Origin of the sequence: Amycolatopsis sp. cg5 (assembly GCF_041346955.1) — a bacterium.
Classification (GTDB): Bacteria; Actinomycetota; Actinomycetes; order Mycobacteriales; family Pseudonocardiaceae; genus Amycolatopsis.
Genome location: NZ_CP166849.1, coordinates 7,798,915 through 7,822,600, shown reverse-complemented (window position 1 = coordinate 7,822,600; position 23,686 = coordinate 7,798,915). Strand labels below are relative to the sequence as shown.

Annotated in this window: 21 protein-coding genes and 1 pseudogene; 10 read left to right on the top strand and 12 right to left on the bottom strand. The window is 69.3% G+C overall.

Annotation, left to right across the window (positions count from 1 at the left end; translation table 11 throughout):
• Positions 1-85: 85 nt before the first annotated feature.
• Entirely contained in the window at positions 86-1,324 is a 1,239-nt protein-coding gene (locus tag AB5J62_RS35340) for an aspartate aminotransferase family protein (RefSeq protein WP_370944338.1), read from the bottom strand.
• A gap of 97 nt (positions 1,325-1,421) precedes the next feature.
• On the opposite strand from AB5J62_RS35340, the gene AB5J62_RS35335 reads away from it, so the two are divergent.
• From AB5J62_RS35335 to AB5J62_RS35325, 3 genes are all read left to right on the top strand, one after another.
• The gene (locus AB5J62_RS35335; protein WP_370944337.1) at positions 1,422-2,879 is read left to right on the top strand and encodes an NAD-dependent succinate-semialdehyde dehydrogenase; all 1,458 of its coding nucleotides are present in this window, start codon (positions 1,422-1,424) and stop codon (positions 2,877-2,879) included.
• A complete protein-coding gene (locus AB5J62_RS35330; RefSeq protein WP_370944336.1) occupies positions 2,876-3,928 on the top strand; it encodes a tartrate dehydrogenase in 1,053 nt (350 codons plus the stop codon). The genes AB5J62_RS35335 and AB5J62_RS35330 overlap by 4 nt, the downstream gene beginning before the upstream one ends.
• 193 nt (positions 3,929-4,121) lie before the next feature.
• Positions 4,122-4,586 carry a DUF4262 domain-containing protein gene (locus AB5J62_RS35325; protein WP_370944335.1) on the top strand — a complete coding sequence of 155 codons (465 nt, stop codon included), beginning with the start codon at positions 4,122-4,124 and terminating at the stop codon, positions 4,584-4,586.
• A gap of 3 nt (positions 4,587-4,589) precedes the next feature.
• On the opposite strand, the gene AB5J62_RS35320 is transcribed toward AB5J62_RS35325, so the two are convergent.
• A complete protein-coding gene (locus AB5J62_RS35320; RefSeq protein ID WP_370944334.1) occupies positions 4,590-5,270 on the bottom strand; it encodes a GntR family transcriptional regulator in 681 nt (226 codons plus the stop codon).
• A 4-nt stretch (positions 5,271-5,274) separates the two neighbouring features.
• Positions 5,275-5,919 (bottom strand): maleate cis-trans isomerase, encoded by a 645-nt coding sequence (locus AB5J62_RS35315; RefSeq protein WP_370944333.1) that lies wholly within the window; start codon positions 5,917-5,919, stop codon positions 5,275-5,277.
• A 134-nt stretch (positions 5,920-6,053) separates the two neighbouring features.
• On the opposite strand from AB5J62_RS35315, the gene AB5J62_RS35310 reads away from it, so the two are divergent.
• Positions 6,054-7,010 carry a D-2-hydroxyacid dehydrogenase gene (locus tag AB5J62_RS35310; protein ID WP_370950421.1) on the top strand — a complete coding sequence of 319 codons (957 nt, stop codon included), beginning with the start codon at positions 6,054-6,056 and terminating at the stop codon, positions 7,008-7,010.
• Positions 7,007-8,368 carry an amidase gene (locus AB5J62_RS35305; protein WP_370944332.1) on the top strand — a complete coding sequence of 454 codons (1,362 nt, stop codon included), beginning with the start codon at positions 7,007-7,009 and terminating at the stop codon, positions 8,366-8,368. Before AB5J62_RS35310 ends, AB5J62_RS35305 begins: the two co-directional genes overlap by 4 nt.
• Here the strand turns inward: AB5J62_RS35305 and AB5J62_RS35300 are convergent.
• The 6 genes from AB5J62_RS35300 to pqqA all read right to left on the bottom strand — a co-directional run bounded on the left by AB5J62_RS35300 (position 8,340) and on the right by pqqA (position 12,909).
• Positions 8,340-9,575, bottom strand: coding sequence for an MFS transporter (locus tag AB5J62_RS35300; RefSeq protein ID WP_370944331.1), 1,236 nt, complete (start codon positions 9,573-9,575; stop codon positions 8,340-8,342). The genes AB5J62_RS35305 and AB5J62_RS35300 overlap by 29 nt on opposite strands.
• A 218-nt stretch (positions 9,576-9,793) precedes the next feature.
• A complete protein-coding gene (gene pqqB, locus AB5J62_RS35295) occupies positions 9,794-10,681 on the bottom strand; it encodes a pyrroloquinoline quinone biosynthesis protein PqqB (protein ID WP_370944330.1) in 888 nt (295 codons plus the stop codon).
• On the bottom strand, positions 10,678-11,775 hold the full coding sequence (gene pqqE / locus AB5J62_RS35290; protein ID WP_370944329.1) for a pyrroloquinoline quinone biosynthesis protein PqqE: 1,098 nt from the start codon (positions 11,773-11,775) through the stop codon (positions 10,678-10,680). The genes pqqB and pqqE overlap by 4 nt, the downstream gene beginning before the upstream one ends.
• Positions 11,766-12,038: a pyrroloquinoline quinone biosynthesis peptide chaperone PqqD gene (pqqD, locus tag AB5J62_RS35285; RefSeq protein WP_370944328.1), complete on the bottom strand. Its 273-nt coding sequence runs from the start codon at positions 12,036-12,038 to the stop codon at positions 11,766-11,768. Before pqqD ends, pqqE begins: the two co-directional genes overlap by 10 nt.
• Positions 12,035-12,730 (bottom strand): pyrroloquinoline-quinone synthase PqqC, encoded by a 696-nt coding sequence (pqqC, locus tag AB5J62_RS35280; RefSeq protein WP_370944327.1) that lies wholly within the window; start codon positions 12,728-12,730, stop codon positions 12,035-12,037. The genes pqqD and pqqC overlap by 4 nt, the downstream gene beginning before the upstream one ends.
• Before the next feature lie 83 nt (positions 12,731-12,813).
• On the bottom strand, positions 12,814-12,909 hold the full coding sequence (gene pqqA / locus AB5J62_RS35275; RefSeq protein WP_091289629.1) for a pyrroloquinoline quinone precursor peptide PqqA: 96 nt from the start codon (positions 12,907-12,909) through the stop codon (positions 12,814-12,816).
• A gap of 319 nt (positions 12,910-13,228) precedes the next feature.
• Between pqqA and AB5J62_RS35270 the strand changes: the two genes are divergently transcribed.
• The gene (locus tag AB5J62_RS35270) at positions 13,229-14,221 is read left to right on the top strand and encodes a sorbosone dehydrogenase family protein (protein ID WP_370944326.1); all 993 of its coding nucleotides are present in this window, start codon (positions 13,229-13,231) and stop codon (positions 14,219-14,221) included.
• A gap of 446 nt (positions 14,222-14,667) precedes the next feature.
• Here AB5J62_RS35270 and AB5J62_RS35265 read toward each other — a convergent pair whose 3' ends face one another.
• On the bottom strand, positions 14,668-16,038 hold the full coding sequence (locus AB5J62_RS35265; protein WP_370944325.1) for a wax ester/triacylglycerol synthase family O-acyltransferase: 1,371 nt from the start codon (positions 16,036-16,038) through the stop codon (positions 14,668-14,670).
• Between the two features lie 78 nt (positions 16,039-16,116).
• Between AB5J62_RS35265 and AB5J62_RS35260 the strand changes: the two genes are divergently transcribed.
• Entirely contained in the window at positions 16,117-16,749 is a 633-nt protein-coding gene (locus AB5J62_RS35260; protein ID WP_370944324.1) for a pyridoxamine 5'-phosphate oxidase family protein, read from the top strand.
• An 8-nt stretch (positions 16,750-16,757) separates the two neighbouring features.
• Here AB5J62_RS35260 and AB5J62_RS35255 read toward each other — a convergent pair.
• Together AB5J62_RS35255 and AB5J62_RS35250 are read right to left on the bottom strand one after the other, a co-directional pair.
• Positions 16,758-17,144: pseudogene (locus AB5J62_RS35255) on the bottom strand (response regulator); the annotation flags it as partial.
• Positions 17,141-18,205: a sensor histidine kinase gene (locus AB5J62_RS35250; protein WP_370944323.1), complete on the bottom strand. Its 1,065-nt coding sequence runs from the start codon at positions 18,203-18,205 to the stop codon at positions 17,141-17,143. The gene AB5J62_RS35250 and the pseudogene AB5J62_RS35255, both read right to left, overlap by 4 nt.
• Positions 18,206-18,291: 86 nt before the next feature.
• Between AB5J62_RS35250 and AB5J62_RS35245 the strand changes: the two genes are divergently transcribed.
• From AB5J62_RS35245 to AB5J62_RS35235, 3 genes are read left to right on the top strand one after another with little or no spacing between them, the layout of a single operon-like run.
• Positions 18,292-19,926, top strand: a complete 1,635-nt coding sequence (locus tag AB5J62_RS35245; RefSeq protein WP_370944322.1) for a thiamine pyrophosphate-binding protein — start codon at positions 18,292-18,294, stop codon at positions 19,924-19,926.
• The gene (locus tag AB5J62_RS35240; protein WP_370944321.1) at positions 19,923-21,971 is read left to right on the top strand and encodes a hydantoinase/oxoprolinase family protein; all 2,049 of its coding nucleotides are present in this window, start codon (positions 19,923-19,925) and stop codon (positions 21,969-21,971) included. Before AB5J62_RS35245 ends, AB5J62_RS35240 begins: the two co-directional genes overlap by 4 nt.
• Positions 21,968-23,686, top strand: a complete 1,719-nt coding sequence (locus AB5J62_RS35235; RefSeq protein ID WP_370944320.1) for a hydantoinase B/oxoprolinase family protein — start codon at positions 21,968-21,970, stop codon at positions 23,684-23,686. The genes AB5J62_RS35240 and AB5J62_RS35235 overlap by 4 nt, the downstream gene beginning before the upstream one ends.

Here is a 23,686-nt window from a genome sequence, read left to right as displayed (position 1 = left end):
CCCTCTCCCAACCTGGTGGATGAGACGCGACGTTATCGGGTGTGGCCTGGCCGGGCGAGTGCGGGTTTCAGAATTTCTTTCACGTTTAGGTCACGTCGGCCCAGATCTCCAGCGCCTCGTCGACCTGCTCGGCCGAGACGATCAGCGGCGGGATCATGCGCACGACGTTCGAGTACGCGCCGCAGGTCAGCAGCAACAGGCCACGCTCGCCGGCGGCCTTCTGCGCGGCGGCGGCCGCGGCGGTGTCCGGCTCGCCGTCCCCGGTCACGAACTCCGAGCCCACCAGCAGGCCGAGTCCGCGCACGTCGCCGATGCCACTGGTCTTGCCCGCGATGGCGCGTGCGCCTTCGAGCAGCTGACGGCCGCGCTCGGCGGCGTTCCCGACCAGGCCCTCGTCGCGGATGACGTCGAGCGTGGCGACCGCGGCGGCGCAGGAAACCGCGTTGCCACCATAGGTTCCGCCCTGCGAACCGGGCCATGCCTTGGACATCAGCTCTTGAGAAGCCGCGATGCCCGACAGCGGGAAGCCGCTCGCGAGCCCCTTCGCGATGAGCACGACGTCGGGCCGGACGTCGAAGTGGTCGTGGCCCCAGAACCGGCCGGTCCGGCCGAACCCGGCCTGGACCTCGTCGAGCACCAGCACGATGCCGTGGCGGTCGGCGCGCTCGCGAAGTCCTTGCAGGAACGCGGTGTTCGCCGGGACGTAGCCGCCTTCGCCGAGGATCGGCTCGACGAAGAAGGCCGCCGTCTCGGCGGGCGAGCTGACCGTCGCGAAGAGGTAGTCCAGTTCCCGGAGCGCGAACTTCGTCGCCGTCTCCTCGTCCCAGCCGTAGTGGAAGGCGTACGGGAACGGCGCGACGTGCACGCCCGCCATCAGCGGCGAGAACCCCGCGCTGAACCGGGTGCCGGAGGTCGTCATCGTCGCCGCCGCGACCGTGCGGCCGTGGAACCCGCCCTGGAACACGATGACGTTCGGCCTGCCGGTCGCCTGCCTGCTCAGCCGCAGCGCCGCTTCGACCGCCTCGCTGCCGGAGTTCGAGAAGAACAAGGAGTCGAGCCCGGACGGCAGCACGTCGCCGAGCTTCTCGGTCAGTTCGAGCAGCGGCTTGTGCATGACCGTCGTGTACTGGCCGTGGATGAGCTTCCCGACCTGCTCTCGCGCGGCCTCGACGACACGGGGATGGCAGTGGCCGGTGCTGGTCACGCCGATCCCGGCGGTGAAGTCGAGGTGGCGTTTACCGTCGACGTCGTAGAGGTACACGCCTTCACCGTGGTCGACGACGACGGGCGTGGCCTGCTTGAGAAGCGGGGATAGCTGGGCCATGGCAGCGTGGCTCCTTAGGGGTCCGCGTGCGGGTTGTCGATTGTTGACAATATCCATAGCATGGCTGGTGACCCACGGCAAAGAGGAGCGATCTCTCATGGTCAGCGAGTCCGGCGTAGTCAACGCCGTCGAGAAGGAACTGTTCATCGGCGGAAAATGGGTTCCGGCTTCGGGCGGCAGGACACTGCCCGTCCACGACCCGTCGACCGGCACCGTGCTCTGCGAAGTCGCGGACGCCTCACCCGCGGACGGTGTCGCCGCGCTGGACGCCGCCGTCGCCGCGCAGGCGAGCTGGGCGGCGGTCGCGCCCCGCGAGCGCGGGGAGATCCTGCGGCGGGCCTACCAGCTGCTGACCGAGCGCAACGAGGAACTCGCGCTGCTCATGACGCTGGAGATGGGCAAGCCGCTCGCCGAATCACGCGGCGAGATCACCTACGCCGCCGAGTTCTTCCGCTGGTTCGCCGAGGAGGCCGTGCGCGTGCACGGCGACTACGCGGTCGCACCCAACGGCGCGGGCCGGTTCCTGGTCACGCGCCAGCCGGTCGGCCCGGCGCTGCTGATCACGCCGTGGAACTTCCCGATGGCCATGGGCACCCGCAAGATCGGCCCGGCCGTCGCCGCTGGCTGCACCATGGTGATCAAACCCGCCGCGCAGACCCCGCTTTCGATGCTGGCGCTGGCCGGGATCATGGTCGAGGCCGGGCTGCCCGAAGGCGTCCTCAACGTGCTGACCACTTCGGACTCCGGCGGCGTGATGGAGCCGCTGATCCGGGACGGGCGCGCACGCAAGCTGTCGTTCACCGGCTCGACCGCGGTCGGCCGCACACTGCTGGAGCAGTGCGCCGACAAGGTGTTGCGCACCTCGATGGAACTCGGCGGCAACGCGCCGTTCGTGGTCTTCGAGGACGCGGACCTCGACGCGGCCATCGAAGGCGCCATGCAGGCCAAGATGCGCAACATCGGCGAGGCCTGCACGGCCGCCAACCGCATCTACGTCCAGCGCGGCCTGGCCGAGGAGTTCTCCCGGAGGCTCACCGAGCGGATGTCGGCGCTGCCGCTCGGCCGCGGCACCGAGGACGGCGTGGTGGTCGGCCCGCTCATCGACGAGGCGGCCGTCTCCAAGGTCACCGAGCTGGTCCAGGACGCGGTTTCGCGCGGCGCCAGGGTGTTGACCGGAGGGTCCACAGTGGACGGACCGGGCAACTTCTACCAGGCGACCGTGCTGACCGACGTCCCGTCCGACGCCCGTCTCACGCGCGAGGAGATCTTCGGCCCGGTCGCGCCGATCCTGACCTTCGACACCGAGGACGAGGTCGTCGCCGCGGCCAACGACACCGAGTTCGGCCTCGTCTCGTACCTGTACACCAGCGACGTGAAGCGCGCCTTGCGCGTCGCGGAACGGCTCGAGGCGGGCATGATCGGCCTCAACCAGGGCATCGTGTCCAACCCGGCGGCCCCGTTCGGCGGCATCAAGGCGTCCGGCCTCGGCCGCGAAGGTGGTTCCGTCGGCATCGACGAGTTCCTGGAGATCAAGTACATCGCGGTGAGCCTGTGACGGTCTACCGGATCGCGAGCATCCCCGGCGACGGCATCGGCGTCGACGTGACGCTCGAAGCCCGCAAGGTGCTCGACCGTGCCTCGTCGGGTTTCAGTCTGGAGTGGACGGAGTTCGACTGGAGCTGCGAGCGCTACCTGTCGACCGGCTCGATGATGCCGGAAGACGGGCTCGACGCGTTGTCCTCGTTCGACGGCATCCTGCTGGGCGCCGTGGGCTTCCCGGGCGTCCCCGACCACATTTCGTTGTGGGGCCTGCTGATCCCGGTCCGGCGCGCGTTCTCGCAGTACGTCAACCTGCGCCCGGTCCGGCTGCTGCCCGGCACGTCTTCGGTGCTGGCCGGCCGGTCGGCCCCGGAGCTGGAGATGGTCATCGTCCGCGAGAACTCCGAGGGCGAGTACTCGACACTCGGCGGGCGGCACGGCGCGGGCTCGCCGGGCGAGTTCGTGCTGCAGGAGTCGGTTTTCACGCGGGTGGGCGTCGAGCGGATCATCCGGTACGCGTTCGAACTCGCGCGCACCCGCGCCGGCCGCCTGTGCTCGGCGACCAAGTCCAACGGGCTCATCCACTCGATGCCGTTCTGGGACGAGATCTTCGCCGCCATCGCCGTCGAGTACCCGGACGTCGTCGCGGAGCAGTGCCACATCGACGCACTGGCCGCCCGCATGGTCCAGGCGCCCGACCGGCTGGACGTGATCGTGGCGTCCAACCTGTTCGGCGACATCCTGAGCGACCTGGCGGCCGCCGTCACCGGCGGTCTCGGAATGGCGCCATCGGGCAACATCAACCCGCCCGGCACGCACCCGTCGATGTTCGAGGCGGTGCACGGATCGGCGCCGGACATCGCGGGCCAGGGCATCGCGAACCCGGTCGCCCAGATCCTCGCCGGCGCGATGCTGCTGGCGCACCTGGGCGAGACGGCCGCCGCGGCCTCGGTCGAGGCGGCGGTCTCGAAGGTGCTGTCCGACGGCGCCGTGCTCACGCCCGACCTCGGGGGCAGCGCGAGCACCGCGGAGCTGGGGTCGGCCATCGCCGACTGCCTGACCTAGGCGTTGGGGTCGTGAGCGTTGCGGGCGGTTCTAACCGCCCGCAACGCTCACGACCCCAGGTTTCCTCGTGCGCCTAGGGCGCCGCTCCCTGTCTAGGCTCTGATAGAGCCTCTGAACTGCGACGATCCAGTTTTGTCGGTGCTCCGGTGCATAGTGGTCAGTGGAATAAGCCGCTCCATCGGAGGGAGACATCATGTGCCACCATTGCGATCACCCGGAGGCCCGCGAGGACCACGAACGGTTCCTGCGCGCACAGATCAGGGCGAACGGCTGGGTCGTCGTCGGTATCGACGGCGACCGCTTGTACCCGCCTTGGGCCTACACGGTCGGGCTCACCGAGCTGGAACGACCGGAGCTGGTCGTCACCGGCATGGACGCGCCGCTGTCGATCCAGCTGCTCAACTCGGTGGCCGCGCATTTCGTGCACGCGGCGCCGTCGAGACCGGGCGAGCAAGTGCGGCTGCGTGAGGGGCCGCTGATCGAGTTCGTCGAGCTGGAGCAACCCTCGGCGCATCTGTTCAAGGCGTGGGAGCTCTATCAGCCGGACCTGCGCGCGATGCAGATCGTGCACGCCGACGAACGCGGGCGGTGGCCGTGGAACCCCGCGTTCCGGGGCGGGAGAGGAGGTCAGCCGGTGCTGGGCGCCCGCGCGGGGTGAGCCTCAGTGGTGCGGCGGGTACAGGCTGGCGCCGGGCGCCAGGCGCCGCACGGCGTCTTCCATGTGGGCGTCGAGCAGCGCCAGCACGGCGCGCTCGTCGCCCGCGCGCAGCGCTTCGATGATCTGGGTGTGCTCGCCGACGCGTTCTTCGACGTGGCTGTAGGTGTCCTGCAGCGCGGTGAGGCACATCCGGGTCTCGATGAGCAGGGTGCTCGCCATGCGCACCAGGCGTTTGCTGCCGGAGGCCTCGATCAGCACCTCGTGGAACCGCAGGTCCGCGGTGGACAGCGCGGCCGGGTCGTCGTCGTGCGCCGCGCTGGCCATCTCGCGCACGGTCGCGTCGAGCCGCTCGGCGGCGGAGGCGATGTCGCCGCGCAGGATGAGCAGCACGGCGGCGCGCTCGATGGCGCCACGCGCGGTGTAGATGTCGAGCACGTCGCCGGGTTCGAGGTCGATCACGAACAGCCCGCGGTGCCGTTCGCTGCGCAGCAGGCCCTCGGAGACGAGGCGCTGCATGGCTTCGCGCAGCGGGCCGCGTGACACCTGGAACCGGGCAGCCAGCTCGCTCTCGCCGAGCTGGGTGCCCGGCGCCAGCGTGCCGCTCATGATCGCGGCACGCAGCTGACGGGCGATGATGCCCGCGGTCGACTCGCGGCTGACCGGCTCGATATTGGTCAACGCCATGGGCTCAGGCCTTTCTCTGACGGAACAGCGCGCCGAGCGAACGGACGAGCCGGTGTTCGCCGATGAGGCGGAGCCCGGCCCAGATGGTCACCTGGTTCGCGGTGAGCACCGGCTTCCCGGTGCGCTCTTCGATCTCGTTGACCGCGGCCAGCGAGCGCAGCGTGGTGTCGGGCACGAGCACGGCCTGCGCGGCCGGGTGATCGGCGCCGAGCGCGAGCGCGACGACGTCGTCGGTGGTGCCCGCGCCGGGCGCGCCGACGACGCCGAGGCCGCCCTTGCCGAGGAAGGCGGCGAACTCCGCGGCGGCGTCGGCCGGGTAGCGCGACGCCACCGCGACCCGGCGCAGGCCGAGCGCGCGTGCGGCTTCGGTGAAAGCGAAGGAGGTGCTCGAAACGGGAACGCCCACCGAGGCGGTGAGCTTGGCTAGCCGGTCGCCGGCCGCTTCCCAGCCACCCGCGAAGCTGGCTCGGGTGCACGCCCAGACCACGGCGTCCGGCTTCGCGACGGCGAAGAGGTCGGGCGCGGTGTGCGGGTCGGTGCCGGAGAACTGCTCGGGCGACAGCTTGACGTCGTCGCCGAGCAGCTGCTCGGCGAGCAGGTAGTCCTCCTCGGCCAGCGTGCCGGGATGGATGAAGCCGATCGTGGGCACTACCTGACCTCCGAGTTTTCAGCCGACCGCAGATTGTCGACAATCCTAGGCGGGCCCGTCAAGACGACACACGCGGGTCGCGGGAGGATTGTTGACAATCATACGAGCGCGCTCATAACGTGGGGCCCGTGACCTTGCTGACCGTACTGTGCGGTGACCTCAAGCCGCCGGGGATGAAGGAAGTCGAAGCGGCCGCCGAAGTGCGGTACACCGACGAAGCGGGTCTCGCCGAGGCGCTGCGCGGCGCGGACGCGTTGTTCGTCTACGACTTCCTGTCCACCGCGGTGCCGGGCGCCTGGCACGCGGCCGACCGCGTGCGCTGGCTGCACATCGCCAGCGCGGGGGTCGACCCGGTGCTCTTCCCGGCGCTGCGCGAAAGCGACGTCGTGCTCACCAACTCGCGTGGCGTGTTCGACGACGCGATCGCCGAATACGTGCTGGGTGTGGTGCTCACCTTCGCGAAGGACTTCGCGCGCTCACGCGACCTGCAGCGAGAATCCCGTTGGCAGCACAGGGAAAGCGAGCGGATCGCGGGCAAGGACGTGCTCGTCGTCGGCACCGGGCCGATCGGCCGGGCCATCGCACGGCTGCTGCGCGCGGCCGGGATGCGCGTGTCGGGCGCGGGGCGGCGCGCGAGGACCGACGATCCGGACTTCGGCACCGTGCACGCGTCCGGCGAGCTCACGCGGCACCTGCCGTGGGCGGACTACGTCGTGGCCGTCGCGCCGCTGACCGAGCAGACCAAGGGCTTGTTCGACGCGAAGGCGTTCGCCGCGATGAAGCCGTCGGCGCGGTTCGTCAACGTCGGCCGCGGCGAGCTGGTGGTCACCGCGGATCTGATCACGGCGCTGAAGACCGAGCGGATCGCGGGCGCGGCGCTCGACGTGTTCGAGACCGAGCCGCTGCAGTCCGAGAATCCTTTGTGGACCATGGAGAACGTGCTGGTGTCCCCGCACATGTCCGGCGACTACGTCGGCTGGCGGGACACCCTGGGCGAGGTGTTCGCCGAGAACTTCCGGCGCTGGCTGGCCGGAGAACCACTGCACAACGTCGTCGACAAGAAGCTGGGCTACGTACCGGGAGCCGTATGAGCACCACCGCGACAGAGCTGATCAAGGCCTACGCGAGCGGCGAGTCCTCGCCGGTCGAGGCGACCCAGGACGCGCTGAACGCGATCGAGGCCAAGGACGGCGAGCTCAACGCCTACTGCCTCGTCGACGCGGAATCGGCGCTGCGGCAAGCGAAAGCGTCCGAGACGCGCTGGCGTGAAGGCGGCCCGCTCAGCCCGCTCGACGGGGTACCCACCTCGATCAAGGACATGTTCCTCACCGAGGGTTGGCCGACGCTGCGCGGCTCGAAATGCGTCGACCCGAGCCTGCCGTGGGACGTCGACAGCCCGGTCACCGCGCGCCTGCGGGAGAGCGGCGCGGTGCTGCTCGGCAAGACGACCACGCCGGAGCTGGCGTGGAAGGCCGTCACGGACAGCAGGCTGACCGGCATCAGCCGCAACCCGGCCGACCCGTCGAAGACCACCGGCGGTTCGAGCGGTGGCAGCGCGGCCGCGGTGGCCGCGGGCATGGGAGTGCTCTCGGTGGGCACCGACGGCGGCGGGTCGGTACGGATCCCGGCTTCGTTCTGCGGGATCGTCGGGTTCAAGCCGACGCACGGGCGCATCCCGCTGTTCCCGGCGAGCCCGTTCGGCCCGCTCTCACACGCGGGCCCGATGACGCTCACGGTCGCCGACACCGCGCTGATGCTCGACGTGCTTTCCCGGCCGGACCATCGCGACCCGGCCGCGCTCCCGCCGTACCCCGGCATCTACCTGGACGCCTCGGAGCGCGAGGTGACCGGCTTGCGCGTCGCGTTCTCACCGGATCTCGGGTACGTGAACGTCGACCCCGAAGTCGCCGGGATCGTCGCGGATGCCGTCGCGGTGCTGGAAAAGCTCGGGCTCAACGTCGCACAGGCCGACCCCGGCTTCACCGACCCGCTCGACGCGTTCGAGGTGCTGTGGTCGACGGGCGCGGCGCAGTGGCTCGAGACGTTCCCCGCCGGTTCGGACGAGCTCGTCGACCCCGGGCTGCTTGGCATGTGGCGCAAGGGATTGACGCATTCCGCGGCCGACTACCTCGACGCGACCGCGATCAGGGCGGCGCTCGGCATCCTGATGGGCGAGTTCCACAGCCGGTTCGACGTGCTGGTCACGCCGACCGTGCCGATCCCGGCTTTCGAGGCAGGGCACGACATCCCGCCGGGCAGCGCGCTCACCGGGTGGCCACAGTGGACACCGTTCACCTACCCGTTCAACATGACCCAGCAGCCTGCGATCAGCATCCCGGTGGGCGTCACCGCGGCCGGATTGCCGGTCGGGTTGCAGATCGTCGGCGCCCGGCACGCGGACGACCTGGTGCTCGCCGTGGCTAGGACATTGGAGTCGGCGCTGGCGTGAGCCGTCGCAGGCCGCGAACCTGCTTGCTGCACAAGGCGAGCAGGGTCGCGACGACGACCAGGACCGCACCCCAGAGCAGGGTTCTCTCGCGACCGAGGTGCTCGGCGAGCGGACCGGCGAGCATCTCGCCGACCGGCATCGCGATGATCGAGCCGAGCACGTCGTAGGCGTACACCCTGGCGAGCTTGTCGCCGGGCACGTTCTCCTGCAGCGACACGTCCCAGGCGACCGCGAACATTTCGATGGCCGCGCCGGTGACCACCATGGCCACGAGCATGGTCAGCAGGCTGGGCGCGAGCGCGAGCATTGTCAGCGGGAGCGCGTCCACGAGCACCGCGGCCACGCCGATCGCCAGCATCCGGCGTGGCCGCCAGTGCGCGACCAGCAGCCCGCCGAGCACGAACCCGGCGGTCTGCGCGGCGAGCACGAATCCCCAGCCCGCGCGGCCGAAGGTCTCGTCGGCGATCAGCGGGCCGAGCACCAGCAGCCCGCCTGCGGCGACGGCGTTGACGATCATGAACTGCAGCACGACGATCCAGACCCACGCGCGTGAACGGAACTCGCGCCAGCCCTCGGCGAGTTCGGCGAACGGCCTCGACCGTCCGGTCCGTTCGAACCGCGGCAGCCGCAGGCCCCGGTAAGCGATCGCGGCGACCAGGAACAACGCGGCGTTCGCGGCGATGGCCCACCCGGACCCGAGCGCGGCGGCCAGCACCCCGCCCGCCGCGGCGCCGGCGAACCGGCCCATGTTGGCGAGCATCCGGCCCAGCGCGTTGGCCGGAGTGAGCAACTCCGGCGGCACGGTCTGCGGCAGGATCGACGCCGACGCGGGCAGCGCGATCGCGCTCACCGCGCCGTTCGCGACGCTCAGCCCGATCAGCAGCGGAACCGAGGCGAACCCGCCGAGCACGCTCACCGCGATCGCGGCCTGGGTGAGCGCCGCGGCCGTTTCGGTGCCCTGCAGGATCACCGACCGAGGCAGCCGGTCGGCGAGCACCCCGCCGAACAGCACGAGCACGACGTTCGCCAGCGACCGCGCCCCGACGACCAGCCCGAGCTGCACCGCCGACCCGGTCAGGTCCAGCACGGCGAACGCCAGCGCGACGGGCGCGACGGCGTTCCCGAACTCGGCGAACGTGCGGCCCGTGGTCAGCAGGCGGAAGTCACGATGGCGCAGCGGCGCGGTCAGCGCGCCATCCCCAGGCATACGGCTGAGTCTGTGCGCGGCCTGGACGGCCCGTCAACCGAGTATCGCCGCACCGGCGATTCCCCGCGTTCAAGATCAACCGAAGCCGACTTGTCCACAGGGGGCACCCGCTGTGGACAACTGGCCCTGAGTTGATCTTGAGGCCCGTTTTCCGCTGACCGGCGCGATATGATGGCTGCAGGGGAGCCTCCGGGAGGGTGGGGGCTTTTTATAGGCGGTCAGAGCTTGTATTCGGTGCCGTCCAGCGGAAGTTCGGCGCCGGCCAGGCGGACGGCCGAGTACTCGGGCGCGCCGGGGTCCAGCACCGGGTTGGTGTTGTTGAGGTGCGTGTACGCCCAATGCGCCGTGCTGCCTGCCTCGCGGTGCGCGGCGATGCGGCGCAGGCTGCCGTGCTCGCCGGCGATGGGGATGTGGCCCATCACGTGCTGGGCGTCGTCGCTCACACCGGACGCGGTCGCGCCGGACATCTCGCCCGGCGAGTAGAAGGTGCCGTCGAGCAGGACCAGGCCCGCGCCGGCGACGAACTCGTCGAAGCCGTCCGGCCAGGTCTTGAGGCAGGGCGCGTAGACGAAGACGCCGCCCGTCGCCGGGTCCTCGATCCGGTACGCCGCCACCCACGGACCCTCCACTGTGGACGACCGAGCGTACTTGGGGTGCTTGTCGCTCACCGGGAGCACGCTCACCCGCAGGCTGCCCAGCGGCGATCCGGCGGGTAACCATTCCCAGCCGCCGTAGCCGTCGATCACGTCGCGCACCGGGAAGTGGTCACGCAGCGCGTGCAGCACCGCGGGCGGCGCCCACACGGGCAGGCCGCCCGCTTCGCGCAGCATCAGCAGTCCCAGCGAGTGGTCCAGTTCCGCGTCGGTGAGCAGGACGCCGCGGATCGGGATCTCGCGCGGGCCAGGACCGGCGTGCAGTGCCGGGTTGGCGAGGATCTGGGCGCGGATGTCCGGTGACGCGTTGATCAGGTACCAGCCGACGCCGTCCGCGCTGACCGCGACACAGTCCTGGGTGCGGGGCGCGGCGCCGGATTTGCACAGCGCGCAGGCGCAGTTCCACTGCGGGAAACCGCCGCCGGCCGCCGTGCCGAGCAGGAGCACCCTCACCGCGTCACCGTCGGCTTCCGCATGACGAGGTCGGGGGAGGTGCGCGGCGCCGCCAGGATGAGGTCGACGATTTCGCGCTGCGGCGACTTGCTGCACACGGGGTCGGTCGCGGCCGCGTCGCCGGTGAGCAGGAACGCCTGACAACGGCAGCCACCGTAGTCCTGGCCACGCCGGTCGCAGCTCCGGCAGGTGTCGCTCATCCAGTCTTCGCCGCGATAGGCGTTGAAGGAGCTGGATTTGTACCAGATGTCGGCGAGCGAGGTGTGCTGCACATTGGACAGTTCGAGCGTCTCGATCGCCGTCGCCGCCGGGCAGGGGAGCACGTTCCCGTTGGGCGCGACGGTCAGCTGCCGCGCGCCCCAGCCGTACATGCACGGCTTCGGATACGGCTCGTAGTAGTCGGCCACCACGTAGATGATCTGCATCGTCCCGGCGAGACGTTTCGTCTCCGCGCGGACGAGCGGCTCGGCCTCGGCGAGCTGCTCCGGGGTCGGCATCAGCGCGTCGCGGTTCTTCAGCGCCCAGCCGTAGTACTGGGTGTTGGCCAGCTCGAGCCGGTCAGCGCCCATGCGCTCGGCGAGCTTGATGATGCCACCCAGCTGATCGTGGTTTTGCCGGTGCAGCACCACGTTCACCGAAAGCGGCAGGCCGGAGGACTTGATCAGCTCGGCCGCGACGATCTTGCGGTCGAACGCCTTCGCGCCCGCCAGCAGGTCCGAGCGCTGCGCGTCCGAGGCCTGCACGGACAGCTGGACATGCGCCATGCCGCGCTCGATCAGGTCGTCGAGCCGCTCGGCGGTGAGACCGAGGCCGGACGTCACGAGGTTGACGTAGCAGCCGAGCTCGCTCGCGTGCTGGACCAGCTCGGGCAGATCCGGCCGGGCCAGCGGCTCGCCGCCGGACATGTGCACCTGCAGCACGCCGAGTTCGCGGGCCTGGGTGATGACGGACTTCCACTGCTCGGTGCTCATTTCGCCGTCGCGGGCGATCAGCTCGATCGGGTTCGAGCAGTACGAGCAATGCAGCGGGCAGCGGTGCGTCAGCTCGGCGAGCATGCCGAGCGGCGGCTCCGCGGGAACCGGTATCACGTCCATTCGACGACCCTCCTGTCTCCGAGCCGTGCGAGCACGTCGAGCACATCGGATTCCCGGACGCCGGAATACTTCTTGCCCAGTTGCCGGGTAATTACCGAAATTGTGGCTTCTCCATCGCAAAGTTCCAAAACCGCGGCGGCCGTCGGATTCGGTACCAAAACGCCTTCGGGAAAGAGCAGAACGTGCGTCGAGCGCACCTTGTCGTAAGTGAGCCGGACACCGCGCTTGAGCCGGGGAACCGAGTCCGCGCCGATGGTCGTCATTGTTTGGCTCCCGCGCGCTCGATGGCGTCGAGCATCGACCACAGCACGTCGGTTTTGAACTTCAGCGCCTCGATCGACTTCTCCTGCTGCTCACGCGTGACCGCGTGGCGCACGACGATGTCCAGCGTTCCCTTGCCCTCACCGGAAACCTTGTCGATCCGGTTCGTGAAGTAGGCGAGGTCCTCACGCGCGATCCACGAGTAGTTGGCGAGCATGTCGGCGACCCGGCGCTGCATCAGGTGCCCGGCGAACATCTCGGTCAGCCCGGACGCGATCGCCTCCACCCACGGCTTCGTCCGCGCGAACGTCACGTAGGCATCGACCGCGAATCGCACGCCGGGCACGACGTGGCGCTGGTCGATGACCTCTTCGCGGTCGAGCCCGACCGCGGTGCACAGCCGCAGCCAGCGCTCGATTCCGCCGTCGCCCGCCCGCGCGCCGTCGTGGTAGACGATGCGGTCGAGCCATTCGCGCCGGATCTCCGGCAGCGGGCAGTTGCTGATGATCGCCGCGTCCTTCTGCGGCAGCATGCACTGGTAGTACCAGCGGTTCGCGGCCCAGACCCGCAGCTCGTGCTCGCTCAGCTCGCCGGCGTGCATGCGGTGATGGAACGGATGAGTGCCCCAGTAGCGATGCGAAAGGTCACGCAGCGCGGTCACGAAGTCGGCAGAACTCAAGGGTTCGGTGGACATCTACGGCCTCCCGATTTACCGGTCATTGGGACACGGACGGCGGGGGCGGGGCCGGGCGACCGGCCCCGCCGTTCCTAGGGTGTTCAGTCCTCCATGCGGGCCGCGTACGCGGTGACCTCCATGGGGGTCTCGTACTCGACGAAGTCCGGCGTCGTCCAAACCTCAGTGGTTTCGATCATGTTGACTCCTCGGATCTCTAGTCGTCCGGCATTGGACGATCAGTGGAGAGCTCGGACCGAGCACGGTCACCCTAGAAGCGTCAGGGCGGGAAAAGGAAGACGTTGGGCCAAACTTGGCGGACTATTCGTAAAGCTTCCTACCTATGTCGTATCGTTACGCTGGGAAGATCACGTAGCGTGCTTCCTAAGGTCGGATGTAAGCGCTTTCGCCCTTCGTCTGGTGGTTCCCTTCGGCCAAATGGTGTGTTTATATCCAACATCGCTGGATGTTCCGAACGTCCGGTTCCGCCGCCGGAAAGCACCCCAAGGAGGCGTTACCTTGTCCAAGCGTCGCTATCTCACCGCCGCGATCGCGTCCGCCACGTCTGCGCTGGTCATGGCCGGTACGGCCACGGCAGCACCCACTGATGTCTCCGTCATGGCGATCAAGCAGGTCGCCAGCGGCTTGAAGCAGGCATGGGCGGTGGACTTCCTGCCCGACGGAAAAGCCATCTTCACCCAGAAGGACGCCAAAACGGTCAGCACGCTCGACAAGTCGGGCAAGGTCACCAAGGTGCTCGACGTGCCGGGCGTCAGTGTCACCAAGGAAGCAGGCCTGCTCGGCATCGCGGTGTCCCCGAAGTTCGCCGCCGACGAGACCGTCTTCATCTACTTCACCACCGGCTCCGACAACCGGATCGCCAAGTTCAAGCTGGGCAGCACGACGGTCACCCCGATCGTCACCGGCATCCCGCGCGGCGCCGACTTCCACCACGGCGGCCGCATCAAGTTCGGCCCCGACGGGTTCCTCTACGCGGGCACCGGCGACGGGCAGAACGGCGCCAACGCCCAGAACAAGAATTCACTCGGCGGAAAGGTCCTGCGCGTCACCGACTCCGGCGCGGCCGCGCCGGGCAACCCCTTCAACAGCCGCGTCTACTCGTACGGCCACCGCAACGTCCAGGGCCTGACCTGGGCGAACGGCCAGCTGTACATCTCCGAGATCGGCGCGAGCAAGGTCGACGAGCTCAACAAGGTCGAGGCAGGCAAGAACTACGGCTGGCCGACCTGTGAGGGTTCGTGTGGCACCTCGGGCATGACCAACCCGGTCAAGACCTGGCCGACCTCGGACGCCACCCCGAGCGGAATGGCGTTCTACAAGGGCAGCCTGTTCATGGCCTCGCTCAAGAGCGGCACCTACAAGCTGAACACCGGCGGCTCCGGCGGCAAGGTCTACACCAACCTCGGCCGCACCCGTGACGAGGTCGCCGGCCCCGACGGCCAGCTCTGGGTCGTCACGCCCGGCGCGATCTACAACGCCGACGGCAGCTGACAACTCGTGAGTGTTCCCGACGGTTATTGAGCGGAAACGCGAAGATGGCGTGATCGTCGGCTCGGCGTGGGGGTCGTGAGTGGTACGGCCGGTTCTAACCGGCGAAAACACTCACGACCCCTTCGGGCTGTCTCGTCCGGGGCAGGGTCGTGGTCGGGCGTGGGTGAGGGCCTACTTCGCTCGGATTCGTGGGGTGTGGGCCTGGTTGGTCCGTATATGCGGGTGAGGGAGGCCCTGATCCGCTTGGTTCGGGTGAGGGAGGCCCTCACCGACGCCGACCGTGGATGAAGGCTCCCCTCATACCTGGCTCTCGCACCTGGATGAGTGCCGTTTGCGTCGTTCAGCGACGCATGTCCCTCACAGCCATCCCTGCCGCAGCCGAGCAACCAGACACGCCACCTTTGACCTTCTGCTCAATAGAACCGGCCGCAACACTCACGACCCTCTTACGCGACAGCGGCCTCGAGTTCGGCGAGCGCGGTGTCCAAATGCGTCAGAATCCTTTGCAGGTGCGGAACACTGCGACGGCAGCCGGTGATCCCGAAGTCGAGCCGGTCCGCGTTGCTCGTCAGCGTGATGTTCAGCGCCTGCCCGTCGAGCAGCGCCGACGCCGGGTAGATGCCGTCGAGTTTCGCGCCGTTCCAGTACATCTGCTTCCGTGGCCCCGGCACGTTCGAGATGATGAGGTTGAACGCGGGCGGCGTGTTGTTCACGAACCCCGGAACCGGCGAAACCCCCAGCGGGGCAACGTTGATCGCCGACAACAGCAGCGTCTGCAACGGCGTCAGCTCCGAGAAGAGCCGCTTCCCGTTGCGCATCGACTGATGGATCGTCGCGAGCCGGACCGCCGGATCCTTCTGATCCGTCGCGAGATTGCAGAGCATCGCGCCGATGTGGTTTCCCGACGCCTCACCCGGATCATTCCTGCGCCGCAAGGAAACCGGCACCATCGCGATCATCGGCGCGTCCGGCAGCGCGCTCTGCTCGATCAGGTAATCCCGCAACGCGCCGGAGCACATCGCGAGCACCACGTCGTTACGTGAGACCCCGGCCGCCGTCGCGACGCCGCGCACGCGGTCGAGCGACCACGACTGCGCCGCGAACCGCCGCGCGCCACCGATCGGCACGTTGAACATGGTCTTCGGCGCCTGCAGCGGCAACGTCAGCGTCCGCTCGCGGAACGCCTCGTTGGCCACCTTGAACGCGGCGGGCGCGATCCCGCGCAGCTGCGTCAAAGTCTTGCCTGCGCCTTCGAAGATCGAGCCGGCGAGCTGACGGTTGCGGCGCACCGTCGGCTGCGGCTTGCGCGAGCCCCACGGCGGCGGACAATCCTTGTCGTCCGGGCTGTCCGACAGGGTGCCCTGCAGATGCCGCAGCGCGGAGACGCCGTCCATCATCGCGTGGTGGATCTTGCTGTAGATCGCGAACCGGCCGTCGTGCAGGCCTTCGACGAGATGGATCTCCCAGAGCGGGCGATGCCGGTCGAGCAGCGTGCTGTGCCAGCGTGACGTCAGCTCCAGCAGTTCCCTGACCCGGCCCGGCTGCGGCAGCGCGGAATGCCGGAAGTGGTAGTCCAGCTCGAGGTCGGTGTCCGTCGACCAGGCGATGTGCCCGAGCGGGTTGACCGGACGGGCAGGCCGCCGCCGGAACAGGTTGCGGATGTTCGAATCTTCGAGCAGGTCGCGCCGGAGCCCGTGCAGATAGTCGGGGCCCGCCCCCTCGGGTTTCTGGAACAGCTGGAGCCCGCCGACGTGCATGGGGTGTTCTCTCGACTCCACCAGCAGGAACATCGAGTCGGTCACGGGCATCAACGGCATAGACGAACCACCTTCCACGCGGTCGCCCGAGTGTACGCACACTGGCGCCCCGTCAAAAAGCGAAACTACGCTGTCCATATGACAGACACTGGGGAAATGCGGGAGATCACCTCACCGGCCGAGTTACGCGAGTACGTCGGCGACCCGTTGTGGCGCACCGCCACCAAGGTCAGGCCCAGCCTCAACGAGCTCGATCGGCAATGGCTCGCCCACTCGGCGTTCTGTCTGGTCGGGACAGCGGACGCCGACGGCAGGTGCGACGTTTCCCCCAAAGGCGACCCGGCCGGTTTCACCCACGTGCTCGACGACACGACCATCGTCGTCCCCGAGCGGCCGGGCAACCGCCGCGTCGACGGCTTCCTCAACGTGCTGGCCAACCCGCACGTCGGCCTGATCTACCTGCTCGGCGGGCGCGGCGACACCTTGCGCGTCAACGGCCGCGCGAAGGTGCTCAAGGACGCGCCGTTCTTCGACGAGATGATCGTCAAAGGCCATCGCCCGGCGCTCGCGCTGCTGGTCGAGATCGAAGAGGTCTTCTACCACTGCTCGAAGGCGTTCCTCCGATCCCAGTTGTGGAAGCCGGAAAGCTGGCGGCCCGAGGACCTCCCCAGTCGCGCGGTGATCGCGAAAACCCTTGAGCGCAAAGAAGATTCGCTTGAGGAGCTGGAGGCTTACTACGGTCCTGGGTATGCCGAAAAGCTCTACGGCTAGAGCCAGTCCAAGTCGGGATCGATCACGCGACGGCCGGAGTGCACCTGCCGGACGGACTCGGCGAGCCGTTCCGGCGGCGCGTCCTTGACGACGAAGCCGACCGCGCCCGCCGCGATGCCCCTGCTGAGGTAGCCGGGCCTGCCGAAGCTGGTCAGCAGCACGATCTTGCACGCGGGCAGCGCCGCGGTCAGCGCGGACGCGGCGGCGACCCCGTCCAGGCCGGGCATCTGCACGTCCAGCAGCGCGACGTCCGGGGCCACCGCACGGGCGGCGGCCACCACCTCGTCACCGCGGCCGACCTGCGCGACCACCTCGATGTCGGATTCCATGTCCAGCATCCGCGCCAGCGCCCCGCGCAGCACGGCCTGGTCGTCGGCCAGCAGCACCCTGATCATCGCGGCCCCGGCACGAACACCCGCAGGCGGAAGCCGCCGCCCGGCACCGGCCCGGCTTCGAGCGCGCCGCCGAGCGCCGCCATCCGCTCGGTCAGCCCGCTCAGCCCGTTGCCCATCAGCACGGCCTTCCCGGTGCCGTCGTCGATGATCTCCAGCGAGTCCGCCGTCAGCGTCACCTCGCACCGGCTCGCCCCGCTGTGCCGCACCACGTTGGTGATGCCTTCCCGCAGCACGTGCCCGAACGGCTCACGCAGCGCGGCGGGCACGTCGTCGACCGCGGACGGCAGCGTGGCCTTGATCGAGGCCGACCGCAGCAGCTCGCGCACGCTCGCCAGCTCGGTCGCGAGCGAGACCTGCCGCCGGGACGCCACCGTCGATCTGATGTCGGCCAGCGCCTGTCTGCTCAGCTCCTCCAGGTCCGTGACCTCGCGCAACGCCCCGTCGGGGTCGCCGTCTTCGAGCAGACGGCGCATCAGCGAGAGCTTGACGGTGATCGTGGTGAGGCTGTGCCCGAGCACGTCGTGCAGGTCACGGGCGAACCGCGCCCGCTCGCGTTCGACCGCCGCGTTGGCGACCTCGTTGCGTGCCTCGCTGAGCTTCTGGTTGGTCACGACCAGGGTGAACATGCCCAGCATGGCGACCGTGCTGGCGGCCAGCACGACGATGTCGACCACGTGCACCTCGACGAAGAGGCCGACCCCGACCACCAGCGCCAGCCCGCCGGGTATCGCGGCAGGCGGCCGGAGCACGCCCATGACCGTGACCAGCACGAACGAGAGCATGGGGTACTGGCTGCCGTGCGTGCCGATCTCGATCGCCAGGTAGAGGCCGAACATCCAGAACAGGAAGCCCAGCCGCCACGGCAGCGACCGGTGCCGGACCGGCCAGAGGCCGAACACGTAGCTGACCGAGTAGAGCACCGCGGCCGCGACCAGCGGCGCGATCCATTGCCGCTGCTGGTACATCTCCACCAGCACGGGCAGGAGGAAGACGCAGAACAGCGCGGCCGTGATCCGCCACCCGCGTTCGGATAGCGGGATCGGGTTCTGGGAGCCGGCCATGCGCTCACCTTAAGAAGCCGCCGCCCGGTTCGGCGACGATCGAATTGACGTCGAGCCATTGCCGGATCGTTGAACGATCTGGCAGCATGGCCGCCGTGCCCACGACGATCACCGGCGCCAGGCGCCTGGCAGAAGCCTTGACGGCTCTCGACGTCGAGGTCGTTTTCGGCCTACCCGGAGTGCACAACCTGCCGATCTGGGAAGCGCTCGCCCACACCAAGATCAGACTTGTCGGGGTCCGCCATGAGCAGACCGCCGGCTACGCGGCGGACGGGTACGCCCGTGCCACCGGCAAGCTCGGCGTCGCCATCGTGACCACCGGGCCCGGCGCGGCGAACACGCTCGGCGCGATCGGCGAGGCGCACGCGTCCGCCTCGCCCGTGCTGGTCATCGCCACCGACATCCCGTCGACGCTGCGCCGCCCCGGCGTGACCCGCGGCGTGCTGCACGAGACCTCGGACCAGGCCGCGATGTTCGCGCCGGTGACCAAGGCGACGTACACGGTGAGCGGCGCCGACGAGATCGCCGCCGCCGTGCACCAGTCGGCGCGCAAGGCGCTCGAACCGCAGAGCGGGCCGGTCTACCTGGGCATCCCGACCGACTTCCTCAAGAACGTGGCGCGTGACTTCGACCCGCCGACCGAGGTGTTCGCGGCGCTGAGCACACCCGACCTCGGCAAGGCGGAACGCCTGCTCGGCAAGGCGAAGAAGCCGCTGATCTGGGCGGGCGGCGGCGCGCTGCGGTCGGGCGCCGGGCCTGCCATCGGCGCGCTCGCGGAGCGGATCGCGGCGCCGGTGATCACCACGTTCGCCGCGCGCGGGCTGCTGCCGCTCGACCACCCGTGCCTCGCGCCCAACCCCGTGCACGCGCCCGAGGTCGGCGCGCTGTGGGACGACGCCGACGTGGTGCTCGCCATCGGCACCGACTTCGACGGCCTGATGACGCAGAACTGGGCCATGCCCCGCCCGCCGAAGCTGATCGCGATCAACGTCGATCCCGAGGACGCGAGCAAGAACTACCCGGTCGACATCATGCTCACCGGCGACGCGCGCGCGATCACCGAAGCGCTCGACGTGCCGCAGCGGTCCGGGCTGACCGAGCTGACCGTCGGGCTGAAGCGGATCGCGGCGAAGGTGCGCCAGCGTATCCGCGACGAGGAGCCGCAGGCCGCGGATTTCCTTGCCACGCTTGAAGAAGTGCTGCCGCGCGACGCGGTGCTCGTCGCCGACATGTGCGTCGCCGGGTACTGGGCCGGTGGCTTCCACCGCATCCCCGCGCCGCGCAAGTTCGCGTATCCGATGGGCTGGGGGACGCTCGGGTTCGGCTTCCCCGCGTCGCTCGGCGCCGCGGCCGCGGGCACCGGCCGGGCCATCTGCGTGAGCGGGGACGGCGGATTCCTCTTCGCGTGCGGCGAACTCGCGACGCTGGCCGAAGAACGCATGCCCGCGACGATCATCATCGTCGACGACGGCGGCTACGGCATGCTGCGGTTCGACCAGGAACGCGAAGGGCTGCCGCAGCGCGGTGTCAACTGGGACAGCCCCGATTTCGTGGGACTGGCCAGGTCGTTCGGGGTGCACGCCGAACGGGTCTCCGGCTTCGGGCGGGCGTTCCGGCGGCTGCTGTCGGAGATGGTGGAGGCCGACGAGCCGAACGTGCTGGTCGTGCGCGCCAGGCTCCGGCCGCCGCTGAACACCTCGCCTCGGTGGTACCGCCGATGAAGCTGCGCGTAGGCGTCGACATCGGGGGGACGTTCACCGACCTCTGCGTGCTCGACGAGACCGGGATCGTGGCCGTCGGCAAAGTGCTGACCACGCACGACGAGCCCGCGCGTGCCGTCGAAGCCGGTCTCGCGGAGACGCTCGCGAAGGCCGGGCTCCTCGCGTCCGACGTCGAGCAGTTCGTGCACGGCACGACCTTGGTGACCAACGCGCTCATCGAGCGCAAGGGTTCGCGGACCGCTTTGCTTGCCACGGCGGGGTTTTCCGACGTGCTGGAGATGCGGCGCGAGCATCGGTACGAGCTGTACGACCTGCTCATCGAGCTGCCGACGCCGCTCGTTCCCCGGCACCTGCGCTTCGACATTCCCGAGCGGATACTCGCCGACGGGTCCGTCCACAAGGGACTTGACGAGGACTACGTTTCCAGGCTGGGCAAGGAACTCGCCGCGCGCGGGATCGACGCCGTCGCGATCTGCTTCCTGCACGCGTTCACCAATCCGGCGCACGAGCAGCGCGCCGCCGAGATTCTGCGCGAGGTCGCGCCGGGACTGCGGGTCGCGCTGTCGTCCGAGGTCGTGCCCGAGATCCGGGAGTTCGAGCGGACATCGACCACGGTCGCCAACGTCTACGTCCAGGATCTGACCGAGCGGTATCTGCGTGACCTCGAACGCCGCCTGCACGCGATCGGCGTCGGGCCGTCGCCGCACATCATGCTGTCCAACGGCGGCATCGCGACCGTCGACACGGCCGCCCGGTATCCCATCCGCATCCTCGAGTCGGGACCGGCGGGCGGCGCGCTCGCGGCGTCCGCTTTCGGTGCCGTGGCAGGGGAAACGGACCTGCTCGCGTTCGACATGGGTGGCACCACGGCGAAGCTGTGCATGATCTCGGACGGCACGCCGCTGGTCACGCACGAGTTCGAGGTGGACCGCAAGTACCGGCTGCTGCCGGGGTCGGGGCTGCCGGTGAAGGTGCCGGTCACCGACATGATCGAGATCGGCGTCGGCGGCGGGTCGATCGCGCGGATCGACGCGCTCGGGCTGCTGACCGTCGGCCCCGATTCGGCGGGCTCCGAGCCCGGCCCGGTCTGCTACGGCCGGGGCGGCACCGAGCCGACCGTGACCGACGCCGACCTCGTGCTCGGCTACCTCGATCCGGGGTATTTCCTCGGTGGCGGAATGACTTTGGACGCGGACGGGGCGCGCGAGGCGATCCGCGTGAAGATCGCTTCCCGGCTCGGGATCAGTGTCGAAGAGGCCGCTTACGGCATTCATTCCAGCGTCAACGAGGACATGGCCAACGCGGCGCGCGTGCACGCGGTCGAGCGGGGCAAGGACCCGGCGAAGCTGCCGATGTTCACGTTCGGCGGCGCCGGTCCGGTGCACGGCGTCGGTGTCGCGCGGGCGCTCGGCGCGCCGAGCGTGGTCGCGCCGCCCGCGGCCGGCGTGATGAGCGCGGTCGGGTTCCTCACCGCGCCGCTCGCGTTCGACTTCGTCAGGTCTTCGCGCGCCGGCGTGCACGAGCTGACCTGGGCGCAGGTCGACGCGCTGTTCGCCGAGATGGAGGCCGAGGGCGCCGCGCTGCTCGGCGAGTCCGGCGTGACCCACTCCCGGATCGCCGAGATGCGCTACGCGGGCCAGGGCTACGAGATCCGCGTGCCGGTGACCGGTGACGGCTCGAACTGGCCGGGTGAGCTGATCGACGAATTCGTGTCCACGTACCGGAATCTGTACCAGCGCACCGGACCGGACGTCTCGGTCGAGGTGCTCAACTGGCGGGTCGTCTCAAGTGGACCGACGCCCGACGTGACATTGCGGCTTCAGACGGGTTCGAGCACCGGAGACGCGCGTAAGGGCTCGCGGCCCGCGTATTTCCCCCAAGCGGGTGGATTTGTCGATACGGCGGTGTTCGATCGGTACCGTCTGGGACCTGGCGACGAGGTCGAAGGCCCGGCGATCGTGGAGGAGCGTGAGTCCACAGTGGTCGTTCCACCCGGCGCGACCTGCGCGGTCCGCGAGGACGCCAGCCTGGTGGTGACCGTATGAGCGTCGACCCGATCCTGGTGGGCGTCATCGGCAACCGGCTCCATTCGATTCTCGCCGAGCAGCAGAACGCGCTGGTCAACACCGCCTTCTCCGCCGTGGTCCGCGAATCGCTCGACCTTGCTTGCGCCGTGTTCGACTCGCGCGGCGAGATGATCGGCCAGTCCGTCGGCGGCACTCCCGGCCACATCAACGCGATGGCGACCGGGATGCACCACTTCGTCGCCGCGTACCCGCCGGAGACCCTCGAACCCGGCGACGTGCTGCTCACCAACGACCCGTGGCAGACCGCGGGCCAGATCAACGACATCACCGTGGCCACGCCGGTGTTCCTGCGCGGGCGGCTGGTCGCGTGGTTCGCGTCGTGCTGTCACGCGCCGGACATCGGCGGCAGGCTCGTCTCGGCCGAGGCCAACGAGGTCTTCGAAGAGGGCCTGCGGCTGCCGATCATGAAGTTCCTGCGCGCCGGCGTGGTCAACGCCGACCTCGAACTGCTGATCCGCGTCAACGTCCGCACGCCGGAGGAGACCATCGGCGACCTGTACGCGCAGGTCACCGGCAACGAGGTCGGCGCGGCCAGCCTGGTCCGGCTGCTCGACGAGTTCGACCTGGAGTCGATCGACGAGGTCGCGGCCGAGATCATGAACCGCTCCGAGCGGGCGCTGCGCGACGCGCTCGCGAAGATGCCGGACGGCGTCTACACCAGCGAGATGCGCACGGACGGCTTCGACGACGAGGACATCACGCTCAAGACGACCGTGACCATCGCGGGCGAGGACATCCATCTCGACTTCGCCGGTTCGTCGCCGCAGAGCGAACGCGGGATCAACGTGGTGCTCAACTACGCCCGCGCGTATGCGTCGTTCGCGGTGAAGGCCGCGATCTCACCCGAGGTGCCGCACAACGCGGGCTCGTTCCGGCCGGTCCACGTGACCGCGCCTCTTGGCTCGGTCTTGAACTGCCAGAGTCCGGCGCCGGTGGCGTCCCGGCACCTCATCGGGCACTTCCTGCCGTCGCTGCTGATCAGCGCGCTGCACAAAGCGTTGCCCGGCAACGCTTTGGCGCACAGCGCGGACGCGTTGTGGATGACGATCTGGCGTGGCGCAGGTGTCGACGGCGAGTTCATGCTCAACGTGTTCCAGACCGGCGGCATCGGCGCGCGGGCGGGCAAGGACGGGCTGAGCACCACGGGATTCCCGAGTGGACTGCGCTCGACGCCGACCGAGGTCATCGAGACGATGGCGCCGCTGGTGCAGATCGAGCGGACGCTGCGGCGGGACTCCGGTGGCATCGGGCGTCAGCGTGGTGGCCTCGGGCAGAACACGTCGATGGCCGCACGCGGCGAGATCTCTTGGAGTGTCAACGGAAACGTCGACCGGACTCTGCGTCCCGCGTCCGGTGTGGACGGTGGCGGTGCCGGTGCGCCGGGCGTGTTCGGGCTGGTGTCCGGTGGTGACCTGCCGAGCAAGAGCCGGGTCGCGCTGGCGCCGGACGCGGTCGTCTCAGTGGTGCTGCCAGGCGGAGGCGGTTACGGCGCGCCGTTCTCGCGTGACCCCGTATCCGTGCTCGCCGATGTCGTGGACGGGTACGTGTCGATCGAGTCGGCGCGCGCGGACTACGGCGTCGAAGTTCGGTACATCGGCGAGCCGGACGCACTGGTCCGGCTGCCGGAAGACTACGTCGTGGACGAGGAATCGACCTCGCGGTTAAGGAGATGA

What these genes read in the sequence shown, in the direction of transcription:
- AB5J62_RS35235 (WP_370944320.1), top strand. Translation starts at nt 21,968, where the DNA reads ATGAGCGTCGACCCGATCCTGGTGGGCGTCATCGGCAACCGGCTCCAT.
- AB5J62_RS35240 (WP_370944321.1), top strand. Translation starts at nt 19,923, where the DNA reads ATGAAGCTGCGCGTAGGCGTCGACATCGGGGGGACGTTCACCGACCTC.
- AB5J62_RS35245 (WP_370944322.1), top strand. Translation starts at nt 18,292, where the DNA reads ATGGCCGCCGTGCCCACGACGATCACCGGCGCCAGGCGCCTGGCAGAA.
- AB5J62_RS35305 (WP_370944332.1), top strand. Translation starts at nt 7,007, where the DNA reads ATGAGCACCACCGCGACAGAGCTGATCAAGGCCTACGCGAGCGGCGAG.
- AB5J62_RS35265 (WP_370944325.1), bottom strand. Translation starts at nt 16,038, where the DNA reads ATGCCGTTGATGCCCGTGACCGACTCGATGTTCCTGCTGGTGGAGTCG.
- AB5J62_RS35335 (WP_370944337.1), top strand. Translation starts at nt 1,422, where the DNA reads ATGGTCAGCGAGTCCGGCGTAGTCAACGCCGTCGAGAAGGAACTGTTC.
- AB5J62_RS35260 (WP_370944324.1), top strand. Translation starts at nt 16,117, where the DNA reads ATGACAGACACTGGGGAAATGCGGGAGATCACCTCACCGGCCGAGTTA.
- pqqC (WP_370944327.1), bottom strand. Translation starts at nt 12,730, where the DNA reads ATGTCCACCGAACCCTTGAGTTCTGCCGACTTCGTGACCGCGCTGCGT.
- AB5J62_RS35320 (WP_370944334.1), bottom strand. Translation starts at nt 5,270, where the DNA reads ATGGCGTTGACCAATATCGAGCCGGTCAGCCGCGAGTCGACCGCGGGC.
- pqqD (WP_370944328.1), bottom strand. Translation starts at nt 12,038, where the DNA reads ATGACGACCATCGGCGCGGACTCGGTTCCCCGGCTCAAGCGCGGTGTC.
- AB5J62_RS35325 (WP_370944335.1), top strand. Translation starts at nt 4,122, where the DNA reads ATGTGCCACCATTGCGATCACCCGGAGGCCCGCGAGGACCACGAACGG.
- AB5J62_RS35340 (WP_370944338.1), bottom strand. Translation starts at nt 1,324, where the DNA reads ATGGCCCAGCTATCCCCGCTTCTCAAGCAGGCCACGCCCGTCGTCGTC.
- AB5J62_RS35300 (WP_370944331.1), bottom strand. Translation starts at nt 9,575, where the DNA reads ATGCCTGGGGATGGCGCGCTGACCGCGCCGCTGCGCCATCGTGACTTC.
- pqqE (WP_370944329.1), bottom strand. Translation starts at nt 11,775, where the DNA reads ATGGACGTGATACCGGTTCCCGCGGAGCCGCCGCTCGGCATGCTCGCC.
- pqqA (WP_091289629.1), bottom strand. Translation starts at nt 12,909, where the DNA reads ATGATCGAAACCACTGAGGTTTGGACGACGCCGGACTTCGTCGAGTAC.
- AB5J62_RS35250 (WP_370944323.1), bottom strand. Translation starts at nt 18,205, where the DNA reads ATGGCCGGCTCCCAGAACCCGATCCCGCTATCCGAACGCGGGTGGCGG.